General features: G+C 45.0%; 11 protein-coding genes. 4 read left to right on the forward strand and 7 right to left on the reverse strand.

Going from position 1 to position 14,622, the window contains the following annotated elements:
- Positions 1–103: 103 nt before the first annotated feature.
- The 4 genes from ppx to DY78_RS01690 all read right to left on the reverse strand — a co-directional run bounded on the left by ppx (position 104) and on the right by DY78_RS01690 (position 5,778).
- Positions 104–1,057, reverse strand: coding sequence for an exopolyphosphatase (gene ppx / locus DY78_RS01675; RefSeq protein ID WP_024625820.1), 954 nt, complete (start codon positions 1,055–1,057; stop codon positions 104–106).
- Between the two features lie 3 nt (positions 1,058–1,060).
- On the reverse strand, positions 1,061–3,214 hold the full coding sequence (locus tag DY78_RS01680; protein ID WP_024625821.1) for an RNA degradosome polyphosphate kinase: 2,154 nt from the start codon (positions 3,212–3,214) through the stop codon (positions 1,061–1,063).
- Position 3,215: 1 nt separating this feature from the next.
- Positions 3,216–4,745 carry a Ppx/GppA phosphatase family protein gene (locus DY78_RS01685; RefSeq protein ID WP_024625822.1) on the reverse strand — a complete coding sequence of 510 codons (1,530 nt, stop codon included), beginning with the start codon at positions 4,743–4,745 and terminating at the stop codon, positions 3,216–3,218.
- Between the two features lie 223 nt (positions 4,746–4,968).
- Positions 4,969–5,778 carry a LicD family protein gene (locus tag DY78_RS01690; protein WP_024625823.1) on the reverse strand — a complete coding sequence of 270 codons (810 nt, stop codon included), beginning with the start codon at positions 5,776–5,778 and terminating at the stop codon, positions 4,969–4,971.
- A 188-nt stretch (positions 5,779–5,966) separates the two neighbouring features.
- Here DY78_RS01690 and DY78_RS01695 point away from each other — a divergent pair, with 188 nt between their 5' ends.
- Complete coding sequence (locus DY78_RS01695; protein ID WP_024625824.1) at positions 5,967–6,431, forward strand: MarR family winged helix-turn-helix transcriptional regulator; 465 nt, start codon at positions 5,967–5,969, stop codon at positions 6,429–6,431.
- Between the two features lie 603 nt (positions 6,432–7,034).
- On the opposite strand, the gene DY78_RS15940 is transcribed toward DY78_RS01695, so the two are convergent.
- A complete protein-coding gene (locus tag DY78_RS15940) occupies positions 7,035–7,196 on the reverse strand; it encodes a hypothetical protein (RefSeq protein ID WP_156093399.1) in 162 nt (53 codons plus the stop codon).
- 229 nt (positions 7,197–7,425) lie between these two features.
- On the opposite strand from DY78_RS15940, the gene DY78_RS01700 reads away from it, so the two are divergent.
- Together DY78_RS01700 and DY78_RS01705 are read left to right on the forward strand one after the other, a co-directional pair.
- Complete coding sequence (locus tag DY78_RS01700; RefSeq protein ID WP_024625825.1) at positions 7,426–8,733, forward strand: NCS2 family permease; 1,308 nt, start codon at positions 7,426–7,428, stop codon at positions 8,731–8,733.
- Positions 8,734–9,373: 640 nt separating this feature from the next.
- A complete protein-coding gene (locus DY78_RS01705; protein ID WP_024625826.1) occupies positions 9,374–11,134 on the forward strand; it encodes a thiamine pyrophosphate-binding protein in 1,761 nt (586 codons plus the stop codon).
- A 449-nt stretch (positions 11,135–11,583) separates the two neighbouring features.
- Here the strand turns inward: DY78_RS01705 and DY78_RS01715 are convergent, their stop codons facing one another.
- Entirely contained in the window at positions 11,584–12,489 is a 906-nt protein-coding gene (locus DY78_RS01715) for a proline-specific peptidase family protein (RefSeq protein WP_024625828.1), read from the reverse strand.
- 124 nt (positions 12,490–12,613) lie between these two features.
- Here DY78_RS01715 and DY78_RS01720 point away from each other — a divergent pair, with 124 nt between their 5' ends.
- On the forward strand, positions 12,614–13,495 hold the full coding sequence (locus DY78_RS01720; protein WP_024625829.1) for a MurR/RpiR family transcriptional regulator: 882 nt from the start codon (positions 12,614–12,616) through the stop codon (positions 13,493–13,495).
- Here the strand turns inward: DY78_RS01720 and DY78_RS01725 are convergent.
- Positions 13,492–14,448 (reverse strand): NAD-dependent epimerase/dehydratase family protein, encoded by a 957-nt coding sequence (locus tag DY78_RS01725; RefSeq protein WP_024625830.1) that lies wholly within the window; start codon positions 14,446–14,448, stop codon positions 13,492–13,494. The two genes, DY78_RS01720 and DY78_RS01725, sit on opposite strands and share 4 nt — an antisense overlap.
- Positions 14,449–14,622: the final 174 nt, after the last annotated feature.

Genomic DNA, 14,622 nt, shown 5'->3' on the forward strand with positions numbered 1-14,622 from the left:
GGTTATGCTGAACAATTTGTCCAAAAATTCGGATTAAATTTGCAATCTACCATGTTCATAAATCCGGGTAAATAAAAAGACACCCAACAAGGTGTCTTTTTCATTATTCACTAACTTTACTATTCTCTTCCGCCAAAGCAGTCAAATGCTCAAACAGAATCCCTTCCCGTAGACCATTCTGCGAGAAAATCATCCGGTCGGAATCTAAGAACCGCATCAGCGTAATTGCTGGAATCATCCCGCCGACAATAATATCGGCGCGGTCTCGAGCCAAACCCGGAATCTTGGCGCGACCCGCTGCGTCTTGGGCTAAGACGGTGTCAAAAGTTTGATAAATGGCATCGTCTTTCAATTGATAACCGTGGATATCTTCGAAGTTCAATAAGTGGCTTTGACGGCGGTTAATTTTGGCGAGGGTGCGGTTACTGCCGCCCAGGCAAACTAACGGTAAGTTTAAGCCGTTGCGCAACCACCAGACACTATTGAAAATTTTATCAACGAAGGTCATCGCTTTGAATAGCGTATTGGCAGGGACGAGATCGTCTAAGCCGAATTTTTCCGACAAGCTGACGGCGCCAATGGGTAAACTAATCATTTCTTTGGCGCGGCCATTAATCATTAAGACTAATTCACAGCTGCCGCCACCCGTATCCATCATGACACAATTGGTGGTTGGTAACGTGTTGGCCACGCCGAGGTAGTCATAATAGGCTTCGGTCGTGCCAGGTATGACCTCAATGTCGAGGCCAACTTCGGTTTTGACTTGTTTGAGAAATTTCTTTTGGTTGCTCGCTTTACGCGTCGCGGCCGTGGCCACCGCGCGCAAGTTTAAGTTGGGCAACTTGCTATAAATTTCTTTGAAACCTTGCAACGCCGTAATCGTTCGGGCGATGGCGTCTGGTTGTAAGGTCGGAGTTTCCGTTAAATCTTCATTTTCTGATAGCCGGACCATTTCTTTGAGTCGGTGGGTGACAGCGTAATTACCATCTTCATCAATTTGGGTCACGGTCATCCGGCAAGAGTTGGAGCCTAAATCAATGACTGCCAGATTTTCCATAAATTATTCATCTCCCTCGTCACTTAACGGGTTCGGTTCGTTTTTCGGACTCATCATTGGGACAAATTGATGGGCATTACTGGTCGATGTTGGGGTCTCATGATCCGCAGCCACAGCTTTTTCAGCGGTTTCGATAAACGTTGCTTGCGAATCTAAAACGACTAAGCCGCGACGGTCACATTTAACGTATTCGTTATCCGCTTGTAAGACCCGTGTTTTGACCGTATCGGCCCACATCGTATCGAAGATGGCCATTGCTCGTTTACTGATTTCCGGCTGTAATAGTGGGAAGAGTAATTCGACCCGCCGGTTTAAGTTCCGCGTCATCATATCGGCACTGGATAAGTAAATTTGCGGTTCACCATCATTACTGAAGTAGTAAATCCGGCTATGTTCCAAGAGACGGCCGATGATCGAATGCACTTCAATATTGTCTGAAATCCCTTTGATGCCCGTCCGTAAACAACAAATCCCGCGAATGATTAGTTGAATCTTAACACCCGCATGTGAAGCTTCGTAGAGTTTACTGATAATTTGTGGGTCAGAAAGTGAGTTCATTTTCATCTTGATGTGCGCTGGCCGCCCCGCTTTGGCGATTGAAATCTCATCGTCAATGCGTTCGTTGATGAAATCCCGAATACCGTCGGGCGAGATGTGGAGCTTGTGAAAATAAGGTGGTTCCGAATACCCGGACAGCATGTTGAAAATGTTTGAGGCATCAATCCCCATATCCGTATCGGCGGTAAATAGCCCCATATCGGTATAGAAGTGGGCGGTCACATCGTTATAGTTCCCCGTCCCCATGTGCATGTAGCGTTTGATACCTTCGCTTTCACGCCGGACGACTAAGGCTAACTTACAGTGCGTCTTTAAGCCAATCAAGCCATAAATAACGTGGCAACCCATTTCTTCAAGCTTCTTGGCCCAATGGACGTTGTTTTCTTCATCGAAACGCGCTTTAACTTCGACTAAGACCGTCACTTGCTTGCCGTTTTGGGCGGCTTGACCTAAATACTTGATGATTGGTGAGTCGGCGGAGACCCGGTATAGCGTCATCTTAATGGCTAAAACGTCGTCATCTTCGGCGGCTTCGTGAATGAAGTCCACGACGGGTTGGAAATCGTCGTATGGATATTGCATCAAAATGTCATGATCTTTAATCAAGTCAAAAATCGACTTTTCACGATAGACCGCGGGATAGTACGCGTGATATTTCGGATAATTCAAATCGGCGTGGCCCGTTACGGACTTGACCAATTTGGAGAGGAACGTTAAGTTTAACGGTCCATTAATAATGTAAAGCGAACTTTCTTGGATGCCGAGGGCTTTCGCTAAGCGGGTCCGTTGGTGTTTACTCATGCTCTTTTCGACTTCTAAGCGCATGACTTTCCCGTGTTCGCGCATCTTCAATTGTTTTTGAACTTCTTTTAACAAGTCGGAGGTATCTTCTTCGGCGACGTCTAAGTCCAAATCCCGAATAACGCGATACGCGCTCGTTTCCTTGACAGTATAGTTGATGAATAAAGAACCGACAAACGCTTTGATAATATCTTCAATCAAAATAAATTGGTTGTCGCCGCCTGGTAAGATGACGACCCGTGGGAAGACATCCGGCACTTGGACGGTCGCAAACTTGCGGTCTTTTTTATTGCCATTTTTATAAATGCGTAATGCAATATTTAAGGTGTTGTTCCCAATGAATGGGAAGGGCCGTGACGAATCATCGGCCATCGGGGTTAACGCGGGGTAGAGTTCATCATCGAAGTAATTTTTGACGAATGTGTATTGTTCCTCGCTCAGTTCTTCCATGGTCAAAATACGAATATCATGTTGTTCCAGTAACGGTAATAAGGACCGGTTCAACGTGTTATATTGCCGTTTGACCATTTCGTGGGCTTTAGCGCTAATCGCTTCCACTTGGTCAGCTGGTGTCAGGCCCGCGGGATCGGCTTTTTCATAGTTGACGGAGATTAACTTACGTAATGAGGCCACCCGAACCGTAAAGAATTCATCCAAATTACTTTGAGTGATACCTAAAAAGCGGACCCGTTCAAGCAATGGGTTGTCTTTATCGCGCGCTTCATCCAATACCCGATAGTTGAAATCCATCCAACTGAGTTCCCGGTTGGTATAGTAGCTTTCTTTTTGATAATTCATTTTAACGAACCCCCCGGCGTTTGATAATTGGTGTTAATCCAAAGACTTCTTCAAAGAACTTAGCTTTTTGAGAAAAGACCCAGTTTTCTAAGAATAAGTCATCATGGGCATAACACGTAATAATAACTTTTGGATTTTTAATTGAAACCGAAATTTTGCTGATCTTTTGTTGGCGTCCGTCGTCTAACGCATCCGCTAACCGTAAGATGGCAGACAGCTTGGAAACGACTAAGCGTTGCTTTAAGCTCATATGTTCAAAATGCTTGATGTCCTTTGAAGGCGTCTGGGCACTGTGGTAGCGCGCAATCGTCGCAATGGTCTTGCGTTCAGCGTTAGTTAAACCGGTCAATTCAGTGGCCCGTAAAATGTAATCCGAATGCATGTAGTGTTGATGTGGGTCGATATAACTACCGACATCATGGACAATCGAGGCAACTTCTAGTAATAGACGTTCGCGTTTACCTAAGTGGTGGAGTGGCTTTAACTGGTCAAATAAATGTAACGAGAATTTGGTCACTAAGTCGCGGTGCTTTGGTTCCACGTTATAGCGGTTGGACAAATTTTTCGCGGCGGTGACGATTTGGTCGCTGAAATTGTATTTCTTGTAGCCGAGTTTAACGGCTTCTTCAATAATTAAGCCATCTAATACGGTCACGTTGCCTAGCCAAATCGTTTCGGCATTCGTGAGTTCTAATAATTCGTTGATTAATAATAGTTCGGGAATGACGATGCGGACGTTTTCTTCTTCCACTTCGTACTTTTCCATTAAGTACTGGTCAGAGGCGTTGACGATGTCGTCATAGAGCGCTTGAAAATCATGTTTGCTGATTTCCGCCACGCCGGTTTTGGATTGCGCTTCTTGGAAAATGTTTGAAAACGGCGCGACTCCTAACATGACCACGTTACTTGGTTGTTCACGACGCGTCGGTAGGAAACGGCCAAAGTCGTTGATTTGACTTGAAATGTAGTCATCGAGGACTTCCACATAATTGGGTACGCTGGATTGTAAGTCTTCCAAAACTTCGGCAATCCGTACGGGGCCTAAGCGCAAGCTCCGCGAAAAGGCAAAGTTACCCTGGTCATAATGGGAAATACCGACACTCCCGGAGTTAATCCCCAGTAAGTAAGTCGGCTTTTCAATCATGGTCTTAAATTTGGGAAAATGCACAGCGACCGCGGCTGAGCGGAGATACGTTTCTTGACTGTTGGAAAGCCAGTCGATTTTTAAACCGGTCCGCACGAGTAATTGGTCTTGAATGTAGTCGGCATTGTTGGCCATTGATAGCGACCACGACCCCCATAAATGGTAGTCTTTGACGCCGTAATCGTGCATGATTTGCACAAAGCCGGTCAGTGCTTGGGTCGCTTGTTCAACGGAGTCATAATCAATGGAATGTTGATCATAAATATCTTCGCCTAATGAAACGTCGGACCGGACCCGTTCGACTTGTTTTAATGTCCTTAAATTAACAATCGATAATTCAATGCTTTGGACATTGATCATCATAATACCAAATAGTTTTGTTGCCATGATTATCCCCCAGTTTAGCTAATGGCTGACTCCATTTTTAGGTAATGATAAGTTACCAGTTTCGGTGGTCAATAATTATACTTATTATAATTTTAACATAGGATAGGGCGCCAAAAAGCACGAATTCCGCCTCTAAAGGCTTTAATATCGAAAAAGTTAGTTGTGTGACGTCAATAAAAACAGCATGATTCAAACGTTACGTGGCACGTTTGAACCACGCTGCTTATAAAATCTCGTGATTGTCGATAATTAGTTTGTTCAAATGTTTTTCAACGCGCTGGTCTTCCGGCGGCCACTGCATGTAGTCGCCGTACATCCGGGTCAAAATATCATCATACGCTTGGGGAATCTGCACTTGCATGTCCTCAAAGGGCACGGTCGTTAAAGTCGTGAGTTCGTCGCGTGACATGATTTCTTTATCGTAGTCATACTGCGAAGCCAAGTTTTTATAGGTGCGTGAATCAGATTGTTCGTATAAGCGCATATAGCCTTCGCGGTCAGCCTTGTGACTATTAACTTCCGCTAATTGTTGGGCCGTTTTGCGGTGGAGCACATTGCGCAAAGGGGTTTTGACAAAATTGTAGTTGAGCTTTAACAAAATGGTCGCATCTTCTAAGCGGTAATGCATGAGTTGCGCGCGCCGCAAGCTTTCGTCATCGGGAATTTTGTCGAAGGGAAAGATGTCGACGAAGACGCCTTTAAACGCGTTGTTAACATTATTTTTTTCTTCTATATAAGTATTAACATCTAATAGTTTCATATAACTTAACCCATAGTCAGGGTCGCTAGCGCCCGTTTGCAAGAAATATTGTTCCGGGTCGAGATAACGATTCGCGACGGCGATGAAGCGTTGGTATTCACTGCGCCGCATCCCGATATCGATATCGTCATCCCAAGGAATAAATCCGTGATGCCGAATCGCGCCGAGCAACGAACCGCCGATTAAAAAGTAGTCAATGTGTTCTGCATCGCAAATGTCGATCACGGTCTGCATCAGCCGTAATTCTACGTGATGCAAAGGTGTGAGTGCCATATTTTTCGCTCCTTTTCGTAAGCGTTTAATCTACTTACATCATACACTTTGTCCTGCAAAATTGTTAGGCAGGATGCTTTACCTTGATAAAAAGCGGGAATTGCATGGTTAATCAATGCAAATTAGTTAAAGGCGTGTTATATTCTAGGAAAATTAAGCATAATGAAACAGAAATGATGGTGAGTGTAATGGAAAATGCCGAATTGAATAGTTTATTAAACACGTACTTTGAAGCGTACCAGGGCACAACTCGGATCATGGCCGACCTTGTGGCGTGGCCATTAAGTCAGAACAAATTATCGTTTGAACAATTTTTAATTTTACGGCGGATTGCCACGAGTGATGAAGTCACCTTAAATGATATTGCTCTACAGCGGCAAGTGACGCGCAGTGCCATTTCGCGGCAAGTCAAAGCCTTATTAGCCCAACATTATGTGTTCCAGGTTCCCGACCCCCGCGACCGGCGCCGCTTGTATTTGCATTTAACCGCCGGGGGGCAACGGGTAGAATTATTAGTCAATGAGGCGATTACCGAGCATTTTGATTTGTGGGTCAAACGGTTAGGCGCGTCGCAAATTGGTGAGGCGTTAACGATGATGGAAAAGTTTAGTGACCAAGTCTTGCAATTGACACCGCAAGATAAGGCCCAATAATTGTTCAAAACAACCGCCTGTTGTCGGTTTTTCTAAATATTATTGAATGTGTAATTGCCGTTGTGAGTCAGCAGCAATTCCAGTAGCCGTGGCGAACGGTTCGAGCCAAAAAGCGGTCGCGAACCTCACTTTGAAGCTTGGCACAGTTCACCAATCTCCAAAGATGTCGGTGCCGTAAGTCCGGCAAAAAACAGCCGAACTAACGCCACTTGCACGGCAACTTCCATTGCTGCTAACTCACAACTAAATGGATTTTTTTACAAGAAAATGTGGCAGCCACCAACGCAGTGATTAGCTGGTTTATCGGTGACTTGGTTGTTTCATTTATCTAGTTGTACGTAAGTTCGATGCTAGGAAGTCTTTTCAAAGATGTTATTTTATATGACTGGTAATGAGCGCTAGTTGTAGCTTCACCAATGTATGGAAAGCCCCATGTTGTCGCACGGTTCGACTATCAAAATAGTGAAAAACAAAATGGGTACCTGATGAATTTCAACTTCATCAGGTACCCATTTTGAGTTATCTCAGTGGCGTAGCACTGTCACGGGAATCAGTTGGCACGTGGCCGGCGAACTCCCGTGACTGGGCTATGCGGATGTGACTTTAGTGTTTGAAGAAGTTACAGTACACGCCTTCACATGCTTCCAAAAACATCCCAATGGCCATCAAGTACATGGCGGCCATGTTTTGCATGGTAAAGACTAAGTAAAGTAAGACTGCATACATGATTAAGAAAAAAATGGCACTAAGCTTTGAACTAGCCAAAATTCACGCCCCCCAGTTGAAATTTGTTAAGGTTCACTTTGTAACCATTTTCATTCTACCGCTCTCGATGAAAAATTGAAAACGGAAGTAAATAATGTTCGAAATTAAATAGTGTTCGGATATTGATTTTAATTCTGAACAATGATAAGCTTAATTCTGTTACAAAGTTAGAAAACACGAACGTTTACAAATGTGAAATTTCTACTTTTTTAAATTTCGGGAGGGAATCATGAATAAAATTGCGGCATATTTTAATTTCTCAGAATTGAAGACGTCCATGCGAACCGAAGTTTTGGCCGGTTTGACAACGTTTGTCTCCATGGCATATATCTTGTTTGTTAACCCAAGTGTTTTAGGCGCTTCGGGGATGGACAAAGGGGCGGTCTTTACGGCCACTGCTTTGGCCTCAGCATTAGGTTGTTTATTGATGGGGTTAGTTGCGAAGTATCCAATCGCGATTGCACCGGGTTTAGGGGTCAACGCATTCTTCACGTATTCCGTCGTGATTGGGATGGGTGTAAAATGGCAAACGGCTTTAGCTGGTGTCTTTGTTGCTTCAATCATTTTTATCATCATTACGATCTTCAAGTTACGGGAAATGATTATTGATGCAATTCCACGCGATATGAAATTAGCGATTTCCGCGGGGATTGGTTTCTTCATCGCTTTTATCGGGTTACATGGTGGGGGCTTAATTGTCGCTAACAAGTCAACCGTTGTCGGTTTGGGTTCTTTATCCGTCGGGACGACTTGGTTAACCATCTTCGGGTTAATCGTGACCTTAATCTTAATGGCCCGCAAAGTTCCCGGTGGTATTTTTATCGGGATGGTCTTAACGTCAATCTTAGGGTTAGTCACCGGTCTGATTAAAATGCCAACCTCGATTGTTTCAGCCGCGCCATCATTGAAACCAACTTTTGGGGTCGCTTTATTCCATATTAGTGATATCAATTCATTACAATTAATTATTGTCGTTTTGACGTTCTTGTTAGTAACGTTTTTTGATACGGCTGGTACCTTGGTTGGTTTAGCCGAACAAGCTGGCTTTATGAAGAACAACAAAATGCCACGGGTTGGGAAAGCTTTGATGGCCGACTCGACTTCGATGTTAGTCGGTTCCGTATTAGGGACTTCACCAACTTCTGCTTATGTTGAATCATCCGCGGGGATTGCCGTGGGTGGTCGTTCGGGGATGAGTGCCGTAGTTACTGGGATTCTCTTCATTTTAGGGTTATTCTTCTCACCACTATTGAACGTCGTTACCGACCAAGTTACCGCGCCAGCCTTGATTATTGTCGGGGTCTTAATGGCCGAATCGTTGAAACAAATTAGTTGGGAACGTTTTGAAATTGCGGTGCCCGCTTTCTTGACGGTTATCGGGATGCCGTTAACGTACAGTATCTCTGATGGGATTGCCTTAGGGTTCATCTCATACGTCATCACGATGGTGGCTACGAAGCATGCAAAAGAAGTCCATCCATTAATGTATGTCTTGTTCTTTGTCTTCATATTATTCTTGTGGATATTGAACGTCTAACTAAAAATAATCAGGCAACGTCATCCAATTGGATGGCGTTTTTTTATGCTTGAAAGTTGGAACTTGCCGCTGCCAGCTGACCGTCATGGAAGCCGCCATGGGGACCGGCCCAAGCCTGAGGGGCGGTCTTGGGCCTCGCTTTTGAGCCGACAACCCGCGTCTCAAAAGGCGTCGGTGGTGTAAACGGGATAAAGACCAATCCCGTTAACGCCACCGACATGGCGGCTTCCATGACGGTCAGCCGGCAAGCTATATTGCTTTTTTAACGAGAGCTGCGCAGGCAATTAGTTACTTGAAGCTTTTGCTGTTATCAAGCCGGTTATGGTGATTGTTCCGTTCGTTGTTATTATCGAATGTTTATAGATAATGATTAACTATTAAAGCAGTAATCAATGTTAAAAGATCCCCGAACTGCTACTAACAGTTTGTAGATCTTTTAACATTGGTCGCGAGTTCAATTAGTTGATGGGACAATCGACAGTAATAATTATCGGCGGTGAGCAAAACATCATCAAAAAATACTTACAAAAAGTAAGTGATATTACTTGCGTTTATATCTGCAAGCGCTTTATAATGATCGTGTTAAATAATTACAGGGGCCAACGGTGGTCCTTGGCAACTTAAGGAGTGCGATGCGGTTATGACGAAGATGATTGCTGGACAAGCATTAGTTAAGGTTTTAGAAGCCTGGGGTGTTGATCATATTTATGGGATTCCGGGTGGGTCCATTAACCATACGGTCGAAGGACTTTATTTGGAAAAAGATAAAATTGATTATATTCAGGTACGGCACGAAGAAGTGGGCGCGATTGCGGCGTCGGCCGATGCGAAGTTTACGGGGAAGATTGGGGTCGCGTTTGGCTCCGCCGGCCCTGGGGCGACACATTTATTCAACGGCTTGTATGACGCTAAGATGGACCACGTGCCGATGTTAGCGTTAGTTGGGCAAGTGCCACAGCCAACCATGAATACCAACTATTTCCAAGAAATGGATGAAACCCCAATGTTTAGCGACGTTGCCGTTTATAATCGGACTGCTACGACGGCCGAACAATTGCCATATATGGTCAACCAAGCGATTCGGGAAGCCTATCGCCAAAAGGGGCCAGCCGTTGTCATTATTCCAGAAGATTTATCTGCGACCGAAATCGACTATGAACCAGTCTCAACGCCTAATACGGTCAGTGATACGTTCACCCAACAAGTCGACCCGGCAGCTATTACGGCGACGTTGAAATTATTGAAGGCTGCTAAGCACCCGTTAGTTTATGCCGGGCGGGGGTTACTTGGCGCTAAGGATGAACTGGTTAAATTCAGCGAACAATTTAATATTCCAGTTATGAATACCGTCCCCGCAACGGGTGTGATTCCAACTGACCATCCCAATGCGATTGGGACGTTTGGCCGGTTAGGGACGAAATCTGGTTTTGAAGCCTTGCAACATGCCGATTTGATTTTATTCTTAGGCTCAGAATTCCCATTTGCCTCATTTTGGCCAAGGGGGATCAAGATTATTCAAGTCAATAACAATGTATTTGATATCGGCAAGATGGTTGCGATTGATTATGCCGTTGTTAGTGATGCCAAGGCTTATTTGGAAGCCATGATTGCGACTGGCGAAACGTTGCCTAAGACCACTTGGTTAACAGCTAACCAGACTAACAAACGCAACTGGGATGCCTGGCTCAAACAAATTGCCAGTGATGACAGCCAAGGGTTAACGCCCGAAGCCGTCATGCAAAAAGTTGCCAGCATTGCCGGCCCGAAAGATACGTATGGGGTCGATACTGGGAACGTTTCTGAATTTGCCGTCCGTGGCTTACCAATGAATCACGACCAACGTTTCGCCTTATCCGGCTTATTTGCCACGATGGGCTTTGGCCTACCAGCTGGGATGGCCGGTGCGTTGAGTGTCAAGGACAGTCAAGCTTGGTCATTTTCCGGTGACGGCGGTTTTGCGATGGTCGCGCCAGATTTGATTACCGAAGCTCGTTATGAATTACCAGTCATTAACGTCATCTTCAGTAACCAGCGTTTCGGGTTTATCTATCGTGAACAAGTCGACACGAAGCAACACTTATACGGAGTGGACTTAACGGATGCTGATTGGGAAAAGGTTGCTGATGGCTTTGGCGCAATTGGCTTTACGGTGACGAATAACCGCGAAGTTGAAGAAGTCTTTGACCAAATCAAAGATTTACAAGCTAAGGGTAATCGCAAGCCAATTGTTGTTAATGCGGTGATCAAGAATGATGACCCAATTGGGACGGCCTACATGCCACTTGATCCAAAATTATACGGTCAAGATGCGGTTGATGAATATGCTGAAGCCAATCATATTGACACGAAGCAACAGCCATCTCTCGGGGAATTACTTCGTGCACAAGGCGACAATTTATAAGTTTAGTTAGCTTTTTAAATGCTGACGAACTCAAAACGCTATGATGTTTTTAATAGAAAAGTCGCTTAAATCAAGAGTTAATCACAAATCCCGAACTGAATAGCATTGTTGTAGCGCTATAACGTTTCGAGTTAAAACACAAAATGACTATCATGAATTGCTAAAATCCGTGATAGTCATTTTTAGTAAGAAAATGGTGGTTATTTAAATAGTGTGTGGATATTAGCGGTCGGTCAGCTGCAACGACGCTGTGTCGAAGTTCTTAGCGGGTGTAGTGCGGCCGCTTAGAACTTGGGTCGTGTTTGGTGACGGTTGGGCTATGACTGGCACCAAACCGCCTGGTGAGACCGCGCTTGGGCTCACCAGGGTCGCCCCACAGCGTTGTTGCAGCTGACCGACCGCGAGTAATAAAAAAAGCGCCCGCACTGAGCGGACGCTTCAAGATAACATTATTTATTAAAAGTATCAGCTTCGACATCTTTAATAAATTGTTCCAAATGGTCAAAGTAAACGGGGGCGTTATCAATCATGTGATGATGACCACCGTTTGGCGTGGTGACGAGGCGTGAATTAGGAATGTCACGCGCCATGCGCCGGGCCGTGTCCAATGGCATCGTTTCGTGTTCGCCGAAAGTTAATAAGGTTGGCACTTTGATGTTATGGATTTGGTCACGGACGTCCCAGTCTTTGAGCTTCCCGGTGATAACGAATTCGTTGTCACCTTGGAAGGCGTTGTAAACGGGTGTCGCCATCGTGCTGATTAAATGTGAGATGGCAACGGGTTGCTTGCGGTCCACATAGTTGGCATTTAAAACGTCAACGTATTCTTGGTACTTCGGATCATTCCAGTTGCCTTCCGCTTCTTTTTGCTTCATGTAAGCCACGGCATCGGCGGGTAAGCATTCTTCACGGCATTTGTTGACGTTAACGACGTATTCGTCGATGTTGTCGACCATGCTCGAAATAATGGCACCCTTTAAGTGTTGGCCATATTTCAAGGCATACATCATGACTAAGGCGCCACCCCATGATTGGCCGATTAAGTAGAAGTTGTCTAAACCAAGTTTTTGACGCACTTCTTCGACTTCATCCAAAAAGTAGTCATAGCTCAAATACTTTTTGGCAATTTCTGGGTCGGAATAATCCGGTTGGTCCGAATACCATGAGCCTAATTGGTCATACATGGTGACTTGCACGCCTAAATCAGCGAGCTTTTCACCGAAGTTTTCGTAGTATTCGTGATTGCCACCAGGACCACCGTGTAAACAAAGCAAATGAATGTCGCCTTCGCCTTGGGTGTTCGTCCATAAATGGTAGCCATTATCTAACGTCAAGATCGTTGTCCCTTGTTTCAAATGATCACCTTATTTCTATATATTTTAACTAATATTAACACTGATTCACAGATGGGGTCAAAAGGCACTCGTTTTACTTGCGTAACCGGTGTCAACTTTTGTAGGATAGCTTAGAGGTGACGACATGCTATTACAAGAAAAAATGCAACGGACGGCTTTTTCCGCCAACGAACAAGCCATTGTCGATTTTATGTTGCAACAACAAGATCAGTTGAAAGTTTATGGGACCCCGCAACTGGCCCAAGCGACTTATACGTCACCGTCAGTGGTCGTGCGGGTCGCCAAAAAGCTCGGCTTTAGTGGGTGGCGGGCCCTCAAAGCGAGCTTCTTAGCGGAAGTCGAATATTTACAGACGAATTTTAAAAATTTAGATGCCAATCAGCCGTTTACGGCCCAAGACCCGTTGATGACGGTGGCAGGAAAAGTCACGCAATTAGAAATTGAGAGCGCTAACGATACGCTGGCATTGTTAGACCATGACCGCTTATTAGCGGCCCGCCAAATTTTATTGAATGCGCAGAGTATCAATGTTTTTGGCTTAGCAAATTTGTTGTTTTCGGCGGATGAATTTGTTTATAAAATGCGCCATCTGGGTAAACAAGCCCAGACGTTTCCCATTCAAAATATGATGTTTCAAGAAGCTGCCATGTTGGGACCAGCCGATTGTGCCATCGTCATGTCATATTCGGGTGAGTCCGATCCGTTATTTACCGTCACGGATATTTTGCAACAACGCCAAGTCCCGATTATTGCGTTAACGAGTATCGGTGAGAATCGCTTATCACGATTGGCAGATGTCACGTTAAAGGTGACCACCCGCGAAAATTCTTATCGAAAGATTGCGAGTTTTGCCTCGTTAACTTCGATGCGGTTAATCTTGGACATATTATATAGTAGTTATTTTGCGTCGAATTATGAACAAAACATGCAATTCAAGGTCGATTTAGGCACTTTGACAGAAAAGCGTCCGCTAGATAATCATATTATTGACGATGACCTGGACTAGCCGTGATGAATAATGCCCCGGTCGAGGTAACTTTTAACGGCGATTTCGGCAACTTCAATGGGGGTGTAGCGTGGTTGATAGTCGAGCAGTTTCTGGGCGTTAGCGATACTATACTGACCACTGCGGGCAATATGGTAATACGTATGTTCAGCGGCGGCCGGGTCCGCTAGTTGTTGCGTCCATTCCGGCCACGGTAAAAAGTCGATTTGAGCTTGTTCACCGAAATAAGCATACATGGCTTGCGCATACCCATAAAGCGTGATGGAACTAGCTGCCACGGCATGGAAACTTTCACCTAAAGCCACATTACGATGGGTGATGGCGTTAGTAAAGACTTGGGCGACGTCATCAGCATGGACCAGATGTAAGGTTTCCATACCGAAGTTTGGTAAGGTCACTGGTTGACCGTCGGCAATTTTTTGAAAGACACCGGTTTTGGCGTTACCTAGCGGATTGATGATGTTCCAACCGGGACCGGAAATTTGACCAGGCATAATAATGGTCGCGGGAAAGCCTTGTTCGCGATATAATTGTTTCAAATATAACTCCGATTGATATTTTTGCCGGCCGTATTCATCTAACGGATGTTTGACCGCATTGGGGTCGGCTGGTAAAGTGGTGGCGCGACCATGGGCCCAGACTGAAGAACAAAAGATATAGTGGCTGAGCTTCGTTGGTTGCAAGGCCGTTACTAACGCCTGCGTGTCAGCTAAGGTGAAGCTAATCAAGTCGACCACAATATCGGCATTTTCAGCCGCCACTTTAGCGGCAAAGTCGGGGTCTTGTTGGCGGTCCAAATACAAGTGCTGAACTTGGTTCCAAGCGCTGTCAGTCACGTACGGTTGATGTTTGCCACGCGTGACGGCGGTGACATCATAGCCGAGTTTAACGAGTTGTGGGACAAGATACGAACCAATGTGGCCGGCGCCACCGAGAACGATTACTTTAGTCATAATAAAAAACTCCTTTGAATTGATTGGTTTTACTTTACCAGCTCCTAAACCATGGTAGAATAGGCGACGGACGTTTTAGAAAGGCTTTCCAGTTTTTGTTCGGTTATAACCTGCTGTTTGTAAAAGGTAGATTGCAAATTTAATCCGAATTTTTGGACAAATTGTTCAGCATAA

Source organism: Lactiplantibacillus fabifermentans DSM 21115 (assembly GCF_000498955.2).
Taxonomy (GTDB): domain Bacteria; phylum Bacillota; class Bacilli; order Lactobacillales; family Lactobacillaceae; genus Lactiplantibacillus; species Lactiplantibacillus fabifermentans.

Bases quoted from the DNA above. Each gene is read 5' to 3' on its own strand.
- ppx (WP_024625820.1), bottom strand. From the start codon at position 1,057: ATGGAAAATCTGGCAGTCATTGATTTAGGCTCCAACTCTTGCCGGATG.
- DY78_RS01680 (WP_024625821.1), bottom strand. From the start codon at position 3,214: ATGAATTATCAAAAAGAAAGCTACTATACCAACCGGGAACTCAGTTGG.
- DY78_RS01685 (WP_024625822.1), bottom strand. From the start codon at position 4,745: ATGGCAACAAAACTATTTGGTATTATGATGATCAATGTCCAAAGCATT.
- DY78_RS01690 (WP_024625823.1), bottom strand. From the start codon at position 5,778: ATGGCACTCACACCTTTGCATCACGTAGAATTACGGCTGATGCAGACC.
- DY78_RS01695 (WP_024625824.1), top strand. From the start codon at position 5,967: ATGGAAAATGCCGAATTGAATAGTTTATTAAACACGTACTTTGAAGCG.
- DY78_RS01700 (WP_024625825.1), top strand. From the start codon at position 7,426: ATGAATAAAATTGCGGCATATTTTAATTTCTCAGAATTGAAGACGTCC.
- DY78_RS01705 (WP_024625826.1), top strand. From the start codon at position 9,374: ATGACGAAGATGATTGCTGGACAAGCATTAGTTAAGGTTTTAGAAGCC.
- DY78_RS01720 (WP_024625829.1), top strand. From the start codon at position 12,614: ATGCTATTACAAGAAAAAATGCAACGGACGGCTTTTTCCGCCAACGAA.
- DY78_RS01725 (WP_024625830.1), bottom strand. From the start codon at position 14,448: ATGACTAAAGTAATCGTTCTCGGTGGCGCCGGCCACATTGGTTCGTAT.